Source organism: Flavobacterium branchiicola, from assembly GCF_018383905.1.
In the GTDB taxonomy this organism is placed as follows: Bacteria; Bacteroidota; Bacteroidia; order Flavobacteriales; family Flavobacteriaceae; genus Flavobacterium; species Flavobacterium branchiicola.
Genome location: NZ_JAGYWA010000004.1, coordinates 336,109 through 355,658 on the forward strand (window position 1 = coordinate 336,109; position 19,550 = coordinate 355,658).

Below are 19,550 nucleotides of genomic sequence, written 5' to 3' on the forward strand. Positions count from 1 at the left end.
AAAAGATAATATGGATATACAGATTATAGAATTGGAAAAAAAATACTGGCACGGAGTTGAAAATGATGATTATGAAACGGTAAAAAATCTTACGCTGTTTCCTTGTATAGTTGCCGGGAAAAATGGTATTCAGAGTGTAAGTGAAGCCGATTTCAAAAAGATGTTTGACTCGGGGCAAACCAATAAAATAAAAGTATTGGACATCTATGATGTAAAAGAAAAACGAATTGCCGACAACACTGCCGTAATAGGATATCTTCTCGACTTTATTATATTAGATGACAGTCAAAAAACACCTATAAAGTGCGCCTGCACGTCTACCTGGATTAAAGAAAACAATAAATGGATGTGTGTATTACATACCGAAACAGAGCTGGACATTGTTTGAGAATAAATTTTCTTAAGAATCAAATAAAAAAAGGAAGGTGCTATACACCTTCCTTTTTTGTGGAGTTGCCGGGATTAAAATAGAACAGCTAATTCCTATATTAATGTTTATAGATAAAATTGACCATATTCTACCTAGAAAGACACGCTATTATTTCACTGTTGACCATAAATCAACAAGAAGAATATCAATTTTAATCACCACACTTAAAACCGTTGTATCGAAAGTTTTAATAGTAATGAGTTGATCTTAATTATAAAAAGATTTTAAAGGTAAAAATTTAAGGCGTAAAAATAGCAAACGGGGTTTTGCGTAGAGCATACTTAGTAATAAATGTTGAACTAAAAACTTGAGAGAAATAAACATCTTTGGTGTAATCACATACCATGGATAATTTCGCTGTATGATTTTTTTAGAAGTCATAATTTACGCTTGGGATGTGAAAAATGCCACTTGGGTTATTTAATATACGTTTTTGGTAATTATTTTGACAATTTTGCCGAATTAACATCTCAAGTATTATTTATGACTTTACCACTTACTATAATTGCTGCCACTAATTTTTCAGCAATAGCAAACAATGCTGTTACGTATGCTGCCGGACTTGCAAAAGCTACCGGAGCAAAACTTATTTTGTTTAATTCGTTTTCCTTGAGTGTACACAGCGCAAATTCACATATTTCTGCAGATGCATTGCAGAAACAAATTGAAAAAGCGATTTCTAAATTGGAAAATTTAGCTAAAGAAACAGCGAATGTTTTTAAAATTGAAACAGAATCAATTTGTACTTATTCTTTTTTAGAAGACGAACTTCCTCGCATTATTGATCAAACAAAAGCAGATGTTGTAGTCATAGGAATGGCAGAACGTTCCTTTGAGCAGGAATTATTGGGAAATTCAACCACTTCGGCAATTAAAAATCTGAAAATTCCTGTATTAGCAGTTCCTGAAAAGGCTCGTTTTCAAAGTGTAAAAAAAGTATTGTATGCTTATGATAATCTGAGTTTTTCGGCAATTAAAAAATTTAGCTGGATTAAAAATGCACTTGGAGATTTGGAGGCAGAAATTGAATTTTTTAGTGTTGATGACAAACTAGATGACCTGAAAGAAGAACAACGCAGAGTTTTAATGTCTTCTAATATCGAAAAAGAGTTTGAAGATGTAAAATATCTTTATAAAACAGTACGATCGAATGCTGTTATTGATGAAATAAAAAAAGAAATCAAAAATTACCAAGCTGATCTTTTAATTATGGTGCCCCAAAAATATGGTTTTTGGGATTCTTTTGTACATAGAAGCAAAACCAGAATTTTGGCTGCCGGACTTGATATTCCTCTTTTATCATTTCCGAATTATTAATAATACATAACTTGATGAAACCGGATTTCTTTTAAAATCCGGTTTCAGTTTTACTGTTGTTATTCTTTGAATTGTTTTTAGATAGTGTTTACATAATTGCAAAGTACATTCAAAATCTAATAAAAAAGGAATAAAAAGCGTTTTAATTAAAATAACAGGAAAACACAACTTCAAAAAAAAGCAAAAAAATGAACGCAGTTATAACAGCTATAGGAGGTTATGTGCCACCATCTATCCTCACAAACAAAAAAATCTCTGAAACAGTCGATACTTCAGAAGAATGGATTGAAAAGAGAACAGGAATTAAAGAACGAAGAATAGCCGCTAAAGATGTTGCAACATCAGATCTTGCTAGTGAAGCTATTGCTAATCTTATAAAAAAATATAAAATTGATCCTCTTGAAATCGAAGCATTGGTTTTAGCAACGGCAACTCCGGATTATATTTTGGCGCCAACGGCCAGTTTGGTATGCGAAAAAAGTGGACTTTTGAATGCATTTGGAGTTGATTTGAATGCTGCTTGTAGCGGTTTTTTGTACGCTTTAGAAATGGCCGCCAACATGATAGAAAGTGGTCGTTATGAAAAAATTATTGTTGTTGGGGCAGATAAAATGAGTTCGATTGTTGATTATGAAGATCGAAATACATGTATTCTTTTTGGTGATGGAGCGGGAGCCGTTTTATTGGAAAAGACAACTTCGAATTACGGATTAATGAAAAGTATTTTAAGAACAGATGGAAGCGGAACTTCGGCATTATTAGTGCCTGCAGGAGGTTCCAGAAAACCTGCAGAAATGAGTAGTATCTTGCACAAAATGCATTATTTAAAGCAAGACGGCTCCTTTGTTTTTAAAAAAGCTGTAGCATCAATGGCTTCAGTATCGCAAGAAGTTATTTCCAAAAATGAATTACAGACAGATGAAATTGACTGGGTAATTCCGCATCAGGCTAATTTGAGAATTATAAACGCTGTAAGCGAAAATCTGAACATCAATTCAGAAAAAGTAAAAGTAAATATTGATCGATACGGAAATACGACTTCAGCAACAATTCCGCTTTGTTTATGGGATTTTGTAGATGATTTTGAAGAGGGGCAAAATTTACTTATTACCACTTTTGGAGCTGGATTTTCATGGGGAGCAACTTGTTTAAAATGGGGAATAATGCGTGAACAAAGAACAGTAAAATCGCGCCGAATAAATGTTAGAAAAAAGAGCATTTTAGTCACACAATAATTGTTATTCCATACAATTTTCAATTTTTATATTTGCGTTCAATTAAATGTATAATTTTAACAATCCATCAATTTTATCAATTTTCATTAAATGAGGTTACGAAGTCAAAATAAAACAACAAAATCCGGAAAGAATTTTTTCTATAAATATTACCGAATCATAGTAATTCCGGCGGTTTTTTTGGTGTATCTGTCTTCGTATTATTTTCTGAATCCGTACAGAAATTTTGAAGAAGAAGGTTTGCTGGATTTAGATCAGACCTTCGATATTTTTATAATTCTGTTGTATTGCGCCATACTTACTGAATTGACCCTTTTTGTAGGTCGAAAATTGAACTATTACATTAGGTGGGAACAAAATCCTGTTTTTAGGGTAATAGCTCAGTTTATTTGCCTGATTGCTGGAAATATTCTTTTGAATTACTTTTTTTCCTGGCTATGGGATTATTTATATCCGTGCACGGCATTAGAAGAAAATGATTTGGTAACCATTTGGCAGTCTAAAATTATGGCAGCTATTATTTCACTTTTAATCAGTGCAATTCATACCGGAATATTTTTATTAAACAGATGGCGTGTAAATGCCGAAGAAACTGCCGAATTAAGAATTAAAGCATCAGAACTTCAGGAAGCGGTAACAAGATCAGAATTGGAATCTTTAAAACTGCAATTAGATCCGCATTTCATTTTTAATAATTTCAGTACGCTGACAGAATTAATTTATGAAGATCAGCAACAGGCCGCATCGTTTCTCGAAAATATTACAAGAGTGTATCGCTATATGATTTCAAATTCAAATAAAGATACTATTACTGTAAAAGAAGAAATTGAATTTTTGAACGCTTATTTTTATCTTTTGAAGAAAAGACTTGGAGAAAAAATTGATTTGAAAATCTTTATTGATGAGTCTGCCATGCCGCTTCATTTGCCGCCATTGACTTTGCAATTATTGGTCGAAAATGCCGTGAAACATAATATGGCAACTTTGTCAAATCCGTTAACGATTGCAATATATTCTGATTTGGGAGATATTATAGTTAGAAATAATCTACAGCCAACAGCAGGAAAAAGCTTGGTTTCGACCGGAATTGGAAATAAAAATATAGAATTTAGATATAAGATTTTATGTGACCGAATGCCTGTTTTTTATGAATCAAACGGATTTTATTTTGTCCGTCTACCATTAATTTAAAAGTTATGAAAATTTTAATTGTAGAAGATGAAAGCATAAATGCAAGTCGTCTTAAGCGATTGTTGGAAGAGATTGAACCTAATTGTCAAATTTTGGGTATCATCGATACTGTTGTTGATACTGTAGAATGGCTAAAATCTAATCCGGTTCCCGATTTAATTACGATGGATATTCGCTTAGCCGACGGATTGAGTTTTTCCATTTTTGATGAAGTAACCATTTCTTGTCCGGTTATTTTTACTACTGCGTACGATGAATATGCGATTCGTGCTTTTAAGGTAAACAGCATCGATTATTTGATGAAACCAATCGAAAAAAATGAATTGGAATATGCTTTGATAAAATTCAAATCGCTGTCTAAAACGAATACTGAAGTTACCAATATTACTGGTATTTTAAAAGATTTAATGCAAAAACCTATTTATAGATTACGTTTTTTAGTAACCTACAGAGACGGTTACAAAAGCGTAGATGTTGCCGATATTGATTTTATATATTCGGAATTTAAAACCAGTAATTTATTTCTTAAATCGGGTGTAATTATCTCGATTCCACAAACGATGGAAGAATTGGAACAGGAACTAGATCCAAATCTCTTTTTTAGGGCAAACCGCCAGTTCTTCATTCGTGCCGAAAGCATCAAAACGATTGCAAATTACTTCAACGCAAAACTTAAAATCCAACTCAAATCAGATCCTGAACGAGAAGTGATTATCAGTAGAGAAAAAGCGCCATTCTTTAAACAGTGGATGGATAGGTAATTTTTTAGGTTCTAAGGTTCTGAGGTGCTGAGGGACTAAGGTTTTTTTGCCACGAATTTCACTAATTTTCATTAATTTTTTCTTATTGGAATGACATTTATAGTCTCATTTTTGTCATCCTGACGGAGGAAGGATCTTCGTTAGAAAGTCTACAAAGATTGGCAAATTCTGCAAGGAGTTTATTTCGAAGATCCTTCCTCCGTCAGGATGACAAATTGTGCGTAAAAAAAATCTTTCTAATCCTTTTTTAACTGTGGTAAAAAACTTTGCGACTTAGCGTCTTTGTGAGATTCTTTTTTAGAACAAAAAAAAACTTAGAAGCTTAGCATCTTAGCCACTTAGAACCTATTAAAAAACATCCGTTTCGGTACCCAAAAATTCCGTTTGGGTAACTTTCTACCCTAAAAAAGCTGTTTTACGCTGTTATTTTGCTGCCAAATTTGAGGTATTCATTTAAAATGAAAAATAAAATGACAAAACAGTTTTTTCAAAAAGCAATTAACAAGATTGCAGTTATATTAATGATAATTTTTCTTTCTTCATGTGGGAAAAGCGGAGCAGATGCGCAAATGGCACCGCCAAAACCCGAAGTTGATTTTTTGCAAACTAATTCAGCAACAGGCGAAGTAGAAAAAAAATATCCAGCAACAGTCGAAGGTGCTGTAAATGTGGATATAAAAGCGCAAGTATCAGGTTATTTGGAAGCCATTTATGTTAAAGAGGGAGATTATGTAAATAAAGGACAATCTCTTTTTAAAATTAAAGGCGATGTTTATGCCGAACAAGTAAACAACAGTCGTGCAGCGTATAAAAGCGCTTTGGCAAATCAGGCAAATGCTAAATTGGAAGTAGAGAAAATCAAACCTTTGGTAGAAGGAAAAGTTTTTTCAGACATGCAGTTAAAAACAGCGCAAGCCAGCTATGAAGCAGCTACGGCTCAGGTAGCACAGGCTAAGGCCGCTTTAGGATCATCTCAGATTAATGCCAATTTCTCTTTGATTACAGCTCCTGTGAGCGGCTATATTAGCCGAATTCCGAATCGTGTTGGGAATTTAGTGACGCCAACAGATGCAGTTCCACTAACTGTTTTATCGGAGATCAATAACGTTTTTGTTTATTTCTCTTTAACCGAAGCAGATTATCTGGCTTTCTCAAAAGATTCAAAAGCAAATCAATCCGTAAGTTTAATTATGGCCGATGACAGCCAGTACGACCAAAAAGGAAAATTGGAAGTTGCCAGTGGAAATATTGATCGTGCAACAGGAACAATTGCTCTAAAAGCCATTTTTCCAAATCCGAATAAACAATTACGTGCCGGAGGTTCTGCGCGAATTGTATTGAACAAAAGTTTGTCTTCTATAATTACAGTTCCTATGGCGAGCGTAAAAGATATTCAGGATAAATTCTTCGTTTTTGTTTTGAAAGAAGGCAATAAAGTTGCCATGGTTCCTATCGAGATTGCTGGAAGCGCTGGAGTAGATTATTTTGTAAAATCAGGTTTAAAACCGGGAGACAAAGTAGCGTTGAATTCTATCGATGTACTTTACGATAGTATGGAAGTTGTTCCAAAAACCGCTTCAAAGGCTGTAAGCAGCAAATAATTTTTCATTCAATAAAAAATAACATTTTCCATGTTAAAGAAAATAATAGACAGGCCAGTATTTGCCACAGTTATCTCTATTGTATTGGTAATATTGGGGATTATAGGTCTTACCAGATTATCAGTTACAAGATTTCCAGATATTTCGCCTCCAACCGTTATGGTAAGTGGTTCGTATCCGGGAGGAAATAGTGAAACCGTTATTCGTTCGGTGGTGACGCCATTAGAAGAGCAAATTAACGGAGTTGAAAACATGCAGTACATTAAATCTACTGCCAGTAACGACGGATCTTTTTCGATCAGCGTGATTTTCAAGCAAGGTATCGATCCAGATCAGGCTGCCGTAAATGTGCAAAACAGAGTGCAACAGGCGACACCAAAATTACCGCAAGAAGTGGTGAGAATGGGTCTTACGACTTCGAAACAACAAAATAGTATGATTGTTATTTTCAACCTGTATACAGATGATAATAACAAATACGACGAATTGTTTTTGCAGAATTATGCCAATATCAACTTAGTTCCTCAAATGAAACGTGTTCCGGGTGTTGGACAAGTTCAGATTTTCGGACAGAAAGATTATTCGATGCGAATCTGGCTGGATCCGCGTAAAATGGCAAATGCAGGTTTAGTTCCTTCAGATGTTACGCAGGCCATTGCAGAACAAAGTTTAGAATCGGCTCCCGGGAAATTGGGAGAAGAATCTACAGCTGCTTTAGAATATGTAATTCGTTACAAAGGAAAAAAGAACAAACCAGAACAATATGAAAATATTGTGGTTAAAAATATCGGAAGCAATGTTTTAAGATTGAAAGACGTTGCACGAGTAGAATTTGGTTCTATTTCGTATAGCGGAGATAATAAATCAAATAGTAAAAACGCTGTGACAATGGCAATTTTACAAACTTCTGGTTCTAATGCCAATGATATTGAAATCGGAATCAACAAAGAAGTAGAAAGATTGTCTAAATCTTTTCCTCCAGGCATTAAGTACGTAAATGTAATGAGTACCAAAGACCGATTGGACGAAGCAACCGGACAGGTAAAATCGACTTTATTTGAAGCTTTTATTCTTGTATTTATTGTGGTTTTTATATTCCTGCAAGACATTCGCTCGACGATTATTCCAGCGATTGCAGTTCCGGTAGCGATTGTAGGAACATTTTTCTTCCTTTTGGTTTTCGGATTTACAATTAACATTCTAACGCTTTTTGCTTTGGTTTTAGCGATTGGAATTGTCGTCGATGATGCGATTGTCGTCGTCGAAGCCGTTCATAGTAAAATGGAGGAAGATGCAGGAATTTCGGCAAAAGAAGCTACTCACAGTGCAATGGCAGAAATTACGGGAGCTGTAATTTCGATTACTTTGGTAATGTCAGCCGTATTTATTCCAATTGGATTTATGACAGGATCTTCGGGAATTTTCTACAAACAATTTGCTTATACCTTGGCAATTGCGATTATCATTTCTGCAGTAAATGCCTTGACTTTAACTCCTGCATTATGTGCTCTTTTATTGAAAAATCACGGATCTATAGATGGCGATCACGAACATAAAACCACTTTTAAAGACCACTTTTTCGTTGGGTTCAATACGAGTTTCGACAATTTAACAGGAAGATATATTAAAGGAGTTCGTTTTCTTATCGGTAAAAAATGGATTGCTGCTGGTTTAGTTACCGGAATAACTGCAATTGCAATTTATATGATGATGTCTACACCAAAAAGTTTCGTTCCGCTAGAAGATGACGGATTTATGGTTTACAGTTTGTCAATGCCGCCGGGAACTGCTTTAGATCGTACAACTGCGGTAGTTCAACGAATGGAGAAAATATTAGAAACCGAAAAAGCTATTGATGTAAATACAAGTATTACCGGATTTAATATTTTGAGTAACAGTGCCAGTACCGCCTATGGTTTAGGATTTATTAAACTAAAACCTAAAAAAGAAAGAGGTGAAGTAAAAGATATTGATGAAATTTTGAATAGTGTTACTGCTAAATTATCGACAATTAAAGAAGGTTCGATCATGGTTTTCAGAATGCCTCCGGTTGAAGGATTTGGGGTAACAAGTGGTGCAGAAATTGTTTTGCAAGACAGAATGGCGAGAAGCCCTGAAGTACTGAAAGCAATGTCGGATAAAGTGATCGCCCAAATTATGAAGCAGCCAGGCGTTCAATATGCTTATACGACTTTTAGAGCAGATTATCCGCAATTGGAGTTGGAAGTTGATGAAGACAAAGCCCGCCAAATGGGAGTAAATGTAAAAGAACTTTTAGGAAACATTCAGACTTATTTTGCAGGAGATCAATCGTCAGATTTTACTCGATTCGGAAAGTTTTACAGAGTGAATGTAAAAGCCGATGGAATCTTCAGAATGGATCAGGACGCATTTAATGAAATTTTCGTAAGAAATGCTGATATGCAAATGGTTCCAGTTAAATCGATTGTAAGATTCCATAAAGTGTACGGACCAGAATCGGTAAACCGTTACAACCTTTACAATTCGGTAAATATTACAGCAATGGCATTGCCAGGTTATAGTAATGGTCAGATTATGGGGAGTTTAGAGAAAGTTTTAGATAAACTTCCATCTGATTATAGTTACGAATGGACGGGTTTAAGTTTGGAAGAAAAAGCAGGAGGAAGCCAGACCGTTGCCATTTTTGGATTGTGTTTACTATTTGTATTCTTCTTGTTGGCAGCTCAATACGAAAGTTATTTACTGCCACTTGCCGTTTTGCTTTCTATTCCAACAGGAATTTTAGGAGCATTTGCAGGAGTTAAAGCAGTTGGTTTGGATAACAATATTTACGTTCAGGTCGGATTAATCATGCTGGTCGGATTGCTCGCTAAGAATGCCATTTTGATTGTTGAATTTGCATTGCAAAGACGATTAGCCGGATTAACGATTGTGGAGTCAGCAATTGAAGGAGCAAGATCAAGGTTAAGACCAATTATCATGACTTCGCTAGCCTTTATTGTAGGGATGATTCCGTTGATGTTTGCTTCAGGAGGAACTGCTGTCGGAAATCGCTCAATCAGTGTCAGCGCGGCGGTAGGAATGTTTAGTGGAGTTGTTTTGGGAGTTTTTGTAATTCCGTTGCTTTTCATTGTATTCCAATATTTACAAGAAAAAGTTTCAGGTAAGAAAATTGCAGTTCAGGTTCAAACGATAAAAGAATAATAATGAAAACACTATATAAAATAGGAATGCTTTTGCTTACCGGAACGATCATGACATCATGCGTGGTAGGAAAAAAATATTCCCGAACAGATTTAAAAGCTCCTGAAAAATACCGTGAAGAAGTTGCGGTAACAGGAGACACGGTTTTACTTCCGTGGAAAAGTTATTACAAAGATCCGCTTTTGGTAGGATTGATTGAAAAAGCACTTGTCAAAAACAATGAAGTAATCATTGCCATGAAGAGTATGGAACAGCTCGATCTCAGCTATAAACAAGCCAAACTATCGTTATTACCCACACTGGATTTCGATGCCGGGGCGAGCCGTTCTTATCAATCTAAAAACTCTTTAAACGGATCGTTGAGTGCTCAGTTTATTGGTAAAGATTATATGGATGATTACAATGCAAATCTTCGTTTATCTTGGGAAGTTGATATTTGGGGAAAAGCCGCCATGCAGAAAAGAGATGCAAAAGCAGCATATTTTAGTCAGAAAGAAAATCTTTCGGCATTAAAAACCCGAATTATTGTTCAGGTAGCACAATCGTATTACAATCTTTTAGGTTTAGACGAGCAGCTTAAAATTGCTGAGAAAAATATCGAATTGAGTAATAATACTTTAAGTATGATGCAATTGCAATACAATTCGGGATCAGTAAGTTCTTTGGCAGTAAATCAGACCGAAGCCCAAAAGAAAACGGCCGAATTGTTGGTTCCTTTAGCAAAAGCGAATATTGCGGTTCAGGAAAATGCGTTACAGATTCTATGTGGAGAATATCCGGATAAAATTGAAAGAGCCGGAAATATTGATGCTGCGAATGTTTCGGTTTTATTTCCAACCGGAATTCCTGCTTCGCTTTTAAGCAGAAGGCCAGATGTAAAAGCAAGCGAATATGCAGTTATGTCTGCAAACGCAAAAACGGGATTAGCAAAAGCAACCATGTATCCAACTTTAAGTTTGAGCCCGTCAATTGGAGTAAATTCATTTGAATTTGAGAATTGGTTTAATTTTCCGGGTTCTGTTACCAAAGCAATTGCAGCCAATTTAGCACAACCGATTTTCAGAAAAAAAGAATTACGAACAGCTTATGAAGTAGCAGTTATAGAACAAGAAAAAGCGGTTGTTCAGTTCAAGCAATCTTTTATTACAGCGGTTGGAGAAGTTAACGACGCCATGTCAAGATTGAAATATGCAGACGAGCGCATTATTTTAGCCGAAGAGAAAGCGCAGTCTTTAGAAAAAGCAACTTCTGATGCTTCCTTGCTTTACAAAAGCGGAATGGCAAATTATCTGGAAGTAATTGCAGCTCAAAACGGTGCACTTCAAAATGATTTGGATGTTGTAACAATTAAACTTGAAAAACTAAATGCTGCAATTAATTTATATCGTGCTTTAGGGGGAGGAGTAGAGTAGCAGAGTAGCAGAGTAGCAGTAAAATTTATATTCACCATTTTCTGTAAGTGATTACAAGGATGGTGAATTTTTATTTCATTTATAGCTTCTTTAATATTTGTGGACTAAATGGGTGTTAATTTTATTTTTGTAGACCACTTTCGAAGTGTATTTTCGGATTCCAATAAACAATTAATTGACCTTTTTTCATAAAAAATGTCTTGTTTTTTTGTGGCAAAATGGAAGGCTACTGCATTTTTCACTTAAAAGAAAAATAATTCTTAGAAGTCTATTTCTAGCTAATCTGTTACAAATTATGATTGTAATTTGAATAATCAATCTTATAAAAATTAAAAAATAATTGTTGTGCTTATTTTAAAGGAGCGAGAAAAAAAAATAGGAATAATGCCATTTTAGAGTTTGAAAAAGAATCTATCGAGAGGATTAAATAAAAAAAGGAAGGTGTTCTACACCTTCCTTTTTTTGTGGGCTTGACGGGATTACAATCGAACACTTAATTCCTATTTTAATGTTTATAGATAAGGTTGAAAAAAAGGTGTAATCCTTTATCTTTAAAGGGTTTTGTTAAGGTTTTTTTTAGATTTTTTAAGCCGTGTTGCCTTTTATTCTTTTAGTTAGTTTTGCTAGAATTGATGTTACTATTTAGTTCAAGATGATAGAAAATTAGAGATTAAGGTGTTCGATAGTCGAACTCCTTTAGAAAGCTATTTTTTTGGTTTGCAATAAATGTAAACGTTAGCTAATTCTTCTTAATTTATGCCTATTAATGAATGATAAAATTATTTTACTTCATTTCATTAGACAAAATATTCAGTATCTCGTATTAAGAATACCTTTTAAATGCTAAGAATTCTCTTCAAAGTATCCTGCATAGCTATTCTAAAAGCATCATCTTGAGTTACTTTCTTGTATAGATTAAGCTCCATCTTACGTTGTTGTGCCATCACATCATCAAATATTTTTTTGAAGGCTATTTCCCTATTTTGAATATCTGCATTTTCAGAATATTTTTCTACGAAATCTGGATGTGCTTGAATATTTTTAGCTAAACTGACAAATTTGACTCTTTGATCTTCAGGTGTTGCTTCCCAACCTTGAAACCACTTTTCATTGAAACTATTAATGATTAAATCCAGTGGATTCTCATCCTTATCGCTCCCGTGCGCACCTCTTGGGTTCGGATTTTGTGGATCAAGTTCCGTTTCAGAATCATCCAAACTTATTATTGTATTTAATTTGACACGTTCTAGACCATAAGTTGATAAATCAACGGAGTTTAGAAGTTCATCTAAAGCATCTATGCTCGTATCGACAATTATCAACTTAGGTATTAAAAATTTTAAAAACCAAAATAGCTTTTCCCAATTCACAACTTCGTAAGGCAAAATAGAAGCCATTTGACCATATATTTTGACAAACTGTTTTGCTTTGATTTTAAAATCAGCTTTTTCACTGTCTTCTAATTCCAATTGTAAATTGAAGCGATCAGCTGCTAAATCAATTATTGGACTTAAAAATTGCGCGTCTACCTTTTTAAAATATTTATCTACAAAATCTTCTACTTCGCTCCATTCATAAACTCCAACATTATCTAAAACAGCTTTAATTTCGTGCAACACATTTACATCTGTGGCTTTGTTTAACGATGTTGCCGTATAGAATGGATCAAAAGCATCCTTCATATCTTCTGAAGAATTGAAAAAATCAAGAACAAATAAATCCTCTGTTTTCTTTCCTAATTTATTAGCTGAACGATTCAATCTTGATAATGCCTGAACAGCCAAAACACCTTGTAGTTTTTTATCAACGTACATTGCGGTTAATTTAGGTTGGTCAAATCCAGTTAAATATTTGTTGGCAACAACCAAAATTTTGTATTCATCGCTATCAAACCTGTCTTTTGTATCTTTTTCCGCAAAACCATTAATACTTTCTTCTGTATATTCTATTCCGTCAATTGTTTTTTTGCCTGAAAAGGCAATTACCACTTTAAAAGGATTTCCTTTTTCTTTTAGTATTTTTTGAATAGCGAAGAAGTATTTTATTGATGATATGATACTTTGTGTGACTACCATTGCTTTAGCTTTCCCTTTGAGTCTTTTGGTATTAACAATTTTACTGATAAAATGATCAACAATAATATCGGCTTTGATAGCAATGGTTTGCTTATCCTGCTCTACAAATGCCCGTAATTTTTTTTGAGCTTTTTTGGTATCAAATAATGGATTATCCTCTATTGATTTTTCAATCTCGTAGTAACTTTTGTATGTGGTATAATTAGCTAGAACATCCAAAATGAATCCTTCTTCGATTGCCTGTTTCATTGAATATAAATGAAATGGCTTAAATTTTCCATCTTCTTGTTGTACTCCAAACTTTTCAAGAGTATTTGATTTAGGAGTAGCTGTAAAGGCTAAATAAGAAGCGTTTTTACTCATCTTACGTGAACGCATTATTTCGATAATCTTATCTTGAGGATCTTCACTTTCTTCTTCATTATTACTTCCCATAGCACGATTCATATTATCTGCTGCAGAACCACTTTGGCTACTGTGAGCTTCATCAATAATTACAGCAAAACGTTTATCGCTTAAATCTGCAATTCCATCTACAATAAAGGGAAATTTTTGAATAGTAGTAATTATAATTCTTTTACCGCTTTCTAAATTTTCTTTTAATTCTTTAGAAGAATAAGCTGGAGCAACAATATTTTTTACTTCCGAGAATTCCTTGATATTTTCGCGTAATTGTTTATCTAGCAATCTTCTATCTGTAACTAGAATTACAGAATCAAAAAGTGGGTTTGTTAAACCTTTGCTTCCTGGTGTAGTTTCACTTTCCGGATACGTTTCTATTAGTTGATAAGCTGCCCAAGTAATAGAGTTTGATTTTCCTGAACCTGCCGAGTGTTGAATTAAGTATGTTTGTCCAACTCCATATTTACTGGCATCTGCGATTAATTTGCGTACCACATTCATTTGATGGTAACGAGGAAAAAATAAACTCTTTTTATTAAGAGGATCATTTTCTTTGCCATCAAAACGAACAAAGTGCTGAATAATATTGGCTAAACTTTCGCGCGTCAAAACTTCATCCCATAAATATGATGTTTTATGTCCAAATGGATTTGGAGGATTTCCTTTTCCGTAGTTATGCCCTAAATTGAAAGGTAGAAAGAAAGTGTTCGCACCATCTAGTTTTGTTGTCATATAAACTTCATCTGTATCAACTGCGAAGTGTACAATACAGCGACCAAAGTTTAATAATGGTTGTGTTATGTCTCTTTTGGTTTTGTATTGGTTTTGCCCATGAACTTTAGCATTTTGACCTGTCCAATGATTTTTGAGTTCCATTGTAGCCAAAGGAATACCATTTACAAATATCACCATATCGATTTCTTCCCTCTGATTAAGTAAAGAATACCTAATTTGTCGAGACACACTAAATTCATTATTTTCGAAATTAGCTTTAGCAGATGCGCTACTGCTGGCTAAAGGCAAGACATATAATAATGTAAAATGAGCATCATCAACCTCTAACCCTTTACGAAGCAAACGTAAGATGCCATATTTTTTTACCAAACGATCAAAACGCTCCAGAATTTTTAGTTTCCAGTCATTTTGTTTTTGAAGTTTTGCAAGTTCTTCTGGTTGTGTCGTTTCTAAAAAATGCCAAAAACGAACTTCATCAATAGCGTATTTTGTATTGAAATCTGAAGCATACCCAATATAATAGCCATTACCGGAACGATACAATTCTGTTCGGTCTTGAATATTTCCTTCTTGCTTTAAATCTTCTAAACAAGAACCTGTAAGTTTTTTTTCTATGGCTGATTCTAATGCTTGTTCGTTTGTTTGGCTAGGCATTGTTGTAATGTTTTATTATTTTTTGAATCATTTTTTCTTCATGTATTCCAATTTCAGTCGTACTCCAATCTAAATCAAAACTTTTAAAAATATAAAAAGATTTCAACGTGTCAAAAGAATCTCCCTTTTCATTAAACATAGAACGTTTTACATTTACAGATTTATTACTGTATTCTGAATTTTGCGCTACACTTAAAAGAACCAAATTTCCAAATGAATGTAAAATAGCATCATCAATTTTTGGATGTTGAACTTTGTTTTCAGGGTCTTGAGGATAAATGTGTTCTACAGAATTTTTAGACATAATTCTAAAATTATTAAATTTTTCAGTTTTATCAAACTCCCAATTTTTCCAGAGTATATATTCTAATTTCTGGAACCAATAATGTTTAAACTTTGTTCCTAAACTTGATTCTAAATATGATTTTATATTAAAATCTTGTCGATTAATTGATTTGTTTTCAAGTAACTCCCAAGACAATTCCTTATCCGTAGTGCTTTTTGTAGTTGAAAAAACATTATCAATACTTTCTAAATAATCTAAATGTGTTCTTTCTGTTGGAGATAAATTAGCATGATTTTTTAAAAGATAGCCCAAATAAGTTGTAAGCCAGTATTGCCTTAAATAGTCTCCTGTAAAATACAAAACACTTTGCAACATCAGGCTTGAAGATTTTTCATATTTCGACCTACTATAATAACTTTCTTGATTTCTATTGATGTTAACTAATTCTAATGATTCCGTTTTTGTGTCAACATCAGTTATCCATTTTACTATGTATTTGTCAAATAGATATCTTACTTCCCAAAGCAAAAGAATAAAACGTTTTATTTCATCAGGATTATTTCGATCTTCAAGTTTTTTGAATATTTCAATTATCCTTGACACATGAAATGTTCCGTCAAAATCTTCAATTCCTTCTTTTCTTAAATGAATTCGATAAGTATGTAAAAGTAATTGACCAAAATTTATGATAGATCTACAATAAATTTCATCTGAATTTCTTTTTTCTTCACTTAAGACAATTTTCTTTGGAGACTGGTATTGCGGAATTGAGTTTAAATCTAAATTATCAATTGAAAATATAGTTGTATTTGAATCAGGATTCTCAAAATCATTTTCATATTTAAAAATAGAATCATCAAATTCAACTAGTTTTTCAAAGTATATCTTACTCCAATCGGAAGATGGAAATGAAGTTCTGGCATTTCTTTCAAAAAAATTATTCATGTTTTCACATGTTTCCCAAATTTTCCCAAATTTAACTTTATGATCAATAAGACTTAATAGATTTGCTTTTACAATATCTGTTTGCTCTAATTGAACACCAGCACTATTAATAGTAGAAAACAATTTGTTTAAATCGGTATTTTTTGAAGTTGTATTCTTGATCAATTTTACATTCGTATAGATATAATTGCCAAATGATTCTATTTTATTTTCAGGGATCTGTTTCATATATCCATTAATAAAAACCAATGCTGTAGCAATATTTTTTAAATATGGATATTCAATTATTAATTTACTGTCGTAAATTTTCTTAGAAACAGATTCATCCAAAAGTAAGGACTCTAGAAATTCGCTCACTTCTTTTCTTATTTCAAATCCTAATCGTAATTGCTTATCCTTTTTTAAGAATTTTGCGATATGAGAGTGAGGACTAATGCTATTTATTACAAAAGATATTAACCAAAGTGTAGTAAATCGTTGCTGACCATCTATTAATTCTGCATGATATTCTTCTTCTTTAGTTAAAAAGTTACTCACGTAATATATAGCATCTTTTGATTGTAGAAAAGTAGAATAAAAATCATCTAATATTTTTTTTAACTGCTCATCACCCCATACATATGGCCTTTGGTAAGTAGGTATTGAAAAATTATAATTTTCAAGGGATTCTAAACTAACTATTTCTGTTTTAAATTTAGTATCCATTTTTTTTCTTATTTATCATTAATGCTATTACTTCCATTAATTTTTTATCAAAATTTTTCGGTTTGTCTTTAAAATATTCTATGGTTTCAAAATCAGTAAAATATCTTTTTAACGTTTTGATGTGTTTTCCTTTAGAAGTTGCATCTTCTAAGTTTTCATTATTTAATGTGTAAGTAAATTTTTTTAGATATAGAAACAATTCGTCAGGTGTAAACACTTCCAATATATTGTCAATAAATTGGTTGTCATACACAAATTTAAATACACTATCTTCTCTCACATTTCTAGCGTGTGAAACTCGCAATGAATATATCATTCGGTATAACCATAAGGAAGCCTCAAATAATCTATGAAAACCAAATCTACTTACATAAGCGATTGTAGCCATTTCAAATAGCTCTTTTAAAAATAAGGTACCATCATAACCATGTATTACTTTATTTCTAAATTCATAAAAAGCATCGTCTATTCTATGATCATTTATTTTACCAAATAGTATCTCTTGCAAATGAATATAATCATTTATATAATCGAGAGTGTTGTTACCATTTGCCAATGGCTGTTTTAGTTGCTTATAAGAGCTCTCATGCATTTGAAGTAATCTGCCATCTTCATTTTTAACAGCACTATAATAATAGGATATATCGAATGTATTGTTCGTTTTTAGGGTATACTCATCAATAATTGCATTTTTTATTCCTCTATTGTCTCTGTAAAATGGGAATTGTTTCCATTTTCTATTGTCCCAAAAACGCATTTTAGTTAACAGTTGTACTACATATTCTACCTTGTTACTGTCAATTGTTTCCCATCTTCGTGCTTGATAATTAATTGTTTTTTTACAATTAATAGCCCTTAAATGATGTGCTTTTAAAATGTCACTTCCATCTAAACGAACACCACCTGTGTTTTGCGTTTCAAAAAAAGTATAGGCTAAATCTTCTGTAGGTGTTACAATGAGAGTAACATTAATTATATTAAAATCTATATAGTCAAAAACATCAAAATCCCGATAGTCAAATATATCTTTATCATTTATACTTTTTAAATAGGATAAATTATAGTTTATATTTTCTATACTGATTCCTGATGAATAGGTTATACCTGTTTTTGCATTGGGGTGTTTTATTTTTTGCAAAAGTAAAGAAGTAGTGATTCTCTGTTGACCATCAATAATTTTTAAAAAATTTCCATCTTGATGCAAAATAATACTACCTAAATAGTACATAGGTTTTTCATGTATTTCAGAAGAATTATGTTCTATAATGCTATCTAATAATTGATTAATTTGTTTTTCTTTCCAAATATAAGGGCGTTGATATTCCGGAATATGCAATTGACCTTTTATATCTGTGCTTGGAATTGCATTAATATTTGAATTCAGTAATTCTTGGAGCGTACAACTAACAACTTTTATTTCCATTTTTAATTCTTTAACTAAATTTATAAATTAAGTTTATAAATTTATTTATTAGGTTTTATGTATAACAACGTTCCATCTGGATATTTTTTTAAATATTCAATTTCTCCATCTGGAAGTTGTAAAATGGTATTTGTGTCATTAGTTTTGATAAGACTTTCTATAACTTTTTTATATATCCCAATTTTAAATTCGCCTCTACGAAAATATCTTGATGTAATGAAAAGTCTAAATGCACTTCCATACTCTTCTGCAAACAACAATAAACGCATAGGTCGTTCTACCCAATAAATTGGATTATTTTTATCTGTTTCGGTATCTAATTCATAAATTGGATCATTTTCATCTTGAATTGGAGTGATAATTCCTTCATTTAAAATAGATGTAACTCTATCAAAATCTCCAACCAAATAAAACCACGAGGCATAATGTAATTTTATCAAAAGTGCAGTATCTTTTCTTTCAGCGCATTTTTTTTCAATCAGGGCATAATTGATAGAAGATTTTATATCTGTAGGAAGCGGTAAAGGACTATGGTCATTATTGTTTTCAAACTTTGTGCAGACGGGCAAAGCGTAATCAAAACATGGGCGCTCGACAGCATCTATTTGTTCCATAGCATCACTAAGAAAACCATATTTCCCTGATTCTGTTCCTGTCATTGTTCCTTTAGACTCAAATAAACCAATTTTATCTCCTGTTCTATTTAAAACTACAAAATCTGGAGTTTTTCCAGATGATTGAATTCCTAGAGTATTGATTGTTTTTTCTTTAGCTAAATCAAAATCAATTATATAAGGAAAATCGAGTCTTTTCGCTACAAAAAGAGCGTTAACGCCTTGAGCCATTTCACCAATTCGTGTATTTTTTGAAAAATCTCTTAAACGTTTATATCTTGACTCACTAAGTAAAAAGTTTGATGTTGTTGAATCAATAAAATTTAAATGACTTAACATTGATGCTAATACATCAAAATATAATTCTTTATCTGTTAAATGATAAGAACACAAAGTTCTGGCTGTAGAATATGATAGGTCAATTATGTCTAAAGAAAAATCTTCCTCAATAATCCTAGAATTTTTATAAAAACAGTCAGGAAAATACTGATTTACTCCTAATGAATATTTTTTTAAATTAAAACTTCTTTGATAAGGTGGTAGAAATGAATCAATACTTATATCTAGTAACATATTTT

At 32.7% G+C, this 19,550-nt stretch carries 12 protein-coding genes; 8 read left to right on the plus strand and 4 right to left on the minus strand.

Annotation, left to right across the window (positions count from 1 at the left end):
• Window positions 1-10: 10 nt before the first annotated feature.
• The 8 genes from KHA98_RS11490 to KHA98_RS11525 all read left to right on the plus strand — a co-directional run bounded on the left by KHA98_RS11490 (window position 11) and on the right by KHA98_RS11525 (window position 11,133).
• Window positions 11-388 (plus strand): nuclear transport factor 2 family protein, encoded by a 378-nt coding sequence (locus KHA98_RS11490; RefSeq protein ID WP_213258074.1) that lies wholly within the window; start codon window positions 11-13, stop codon window positions 386-388.
• Between the two features lie 525 nt (window positions 389-913).
• Window positions 914-1,747: a universal stress protein gene (locus tag KHA98_RS11495; RefSeq protein WP_213258075.1), complete on the plus strand. Its 834-nt coding sequence runs from the start codon at window positions 914-916 to the stop codon at window positions 1,745-1,747.
• A gap of 188 nt (window positions 1,748-1,935) precedes the next feature.
• The gene (locus KHA98_RS11500; protein WP_213258076.1) at window positions 1,936-2,982 is read left to right on the plus strand and encodes a beta-ketoacyl-ACP synthase III; all 1,047 of its coding nucleotides are present in this window, start codon (window positions 1,936-1,938) and stop codon (window positions 2,980-2,982) included.
• Window positions 2,983-3,072: 90 nt separating this feature from the next.
• Window positions 3,073-4,173, plus strand: a complete 1,101-nt coding sequence (locus KHA98_RS11505) for a sensor histidine kinase (protein ID WP_213258077.1) — start codon at window positions 3,073-3,075, stop codon at window positions 4,171-4,173.
• 5 nt (window positions 4,174-4,178) lie between these two features.
• Window positions 4,179-4,934, plus strand: coding sequence for a LytR/AlgR family response regulator transcription factor (locus KHA98_RS11510; protein WP_213258078.1), 756 nt, complete (start codon window positions 4,179-4,181; stop codon window positions 4,932-4,934).
• Between the two features lie 470 nt (window positions 4,935-5,404).
• Window positions 5,405-6,535 carry an efflux RND transporter periplasmic adaptor subunit gene (locus tag KHA98_RS11515; RefSeq protein ID WP_213258079.1) on the plus strand — a complete coding sequence of 377 codons (1,131 nt, stop codon included), beginning with the start codon at window positions 5,405-5,407 and terminating at the stop codon, window positions 6,533-6,535.
• A 30-nt stretch (window positions 6,536-6,565) separates the two neighbouring features.
• Window positions 6,566-9,721, plus strand: a complete 3,156-nt coding sequence (locus KHA98_RS11520) for an efflux RND transporter permease subunit (protein ID WP_213258080.1) — start codon at window positions 6,566-6,568, stop codon at window positions 9,719-9,721.
• 2 nt (window positions 9,722-9,723) lie between these two features.
• The gene (locus KHA98_RS11525) at window positions 9,724-11,133 is read left to right on the plus strand and encodes an efflux transporter outer membrane subunit (RefSeq protein WP_213258081.1); all 1,410 of its coding nucleotides are present in this window, start codon (window positions 9,724-9,726) and stop codon (window positions 11,131-11,133) included.
• An 836-nt stretch (window positions 11,134-11,969) separates the two neighbouring features.
• Here the strand turns inward: KHA98_RS11525 and KHA98_RS11530 are convergent.
• From KHA98_RS11530 to KHA98_RS11545, 4 genes are read right to left on the minus strand one after another with little or no spacing between them, the layout of a single operon-like run.
• A complete protein-coding gene (locus tag KHA98_RS11530; RefSeq protein ID WP_213258082.1) occupies window positions 11,970-14,999 on the minus strand; it encodes a type I restriction endonuclease subunit R in 3,030 nt (1,009 codons plus the stop codon).
• The gene (locus KHA98_RS11535; protein WP_213258083.1) at window positions 14,992-16,935 is read right to left on the minus strand and encodes a DUF262 domain-containing protein; all 1,944 of its coding nucleotides are present in this window, start codon (window positions 16,933-16,935) and stop codon (window positions 14,992-14,994) included. Before KHA98_RS11535 ends, KHA98_RS11530 begins: the two co-directional genes overlap by 8 nt.
• On the minus strand, window positions 16,925-18,358 hold the full coding sequence (locus tag KHA98_RS11540; protein ID WP_213258084.1) for a DUF262 domain-containing protein: 1,434 nt from the start codon (window positions 18,356-18,358) through the stop codon (window positions 16,925-16,927). Before KHA98_RS11540 ends, KHA98_RS11535 begins: the two co-directional genes overlap by 11 nt.
• Before the next feature lie 41 nt (window positions 18,359-18,399).
• Complete coding sequence (locus KHA98_RS11545; protein ID WP_213258085.1) at window positions 18,400-19,545, minus strand: hypothetical protein; 1,146 nt, start codon at window positions 19,543-19,545, stop codon at window positions 18,400-18,402.
• Between the last annotated feature and the right edge of the window lie 5 nt (window positions 19,546-19,550).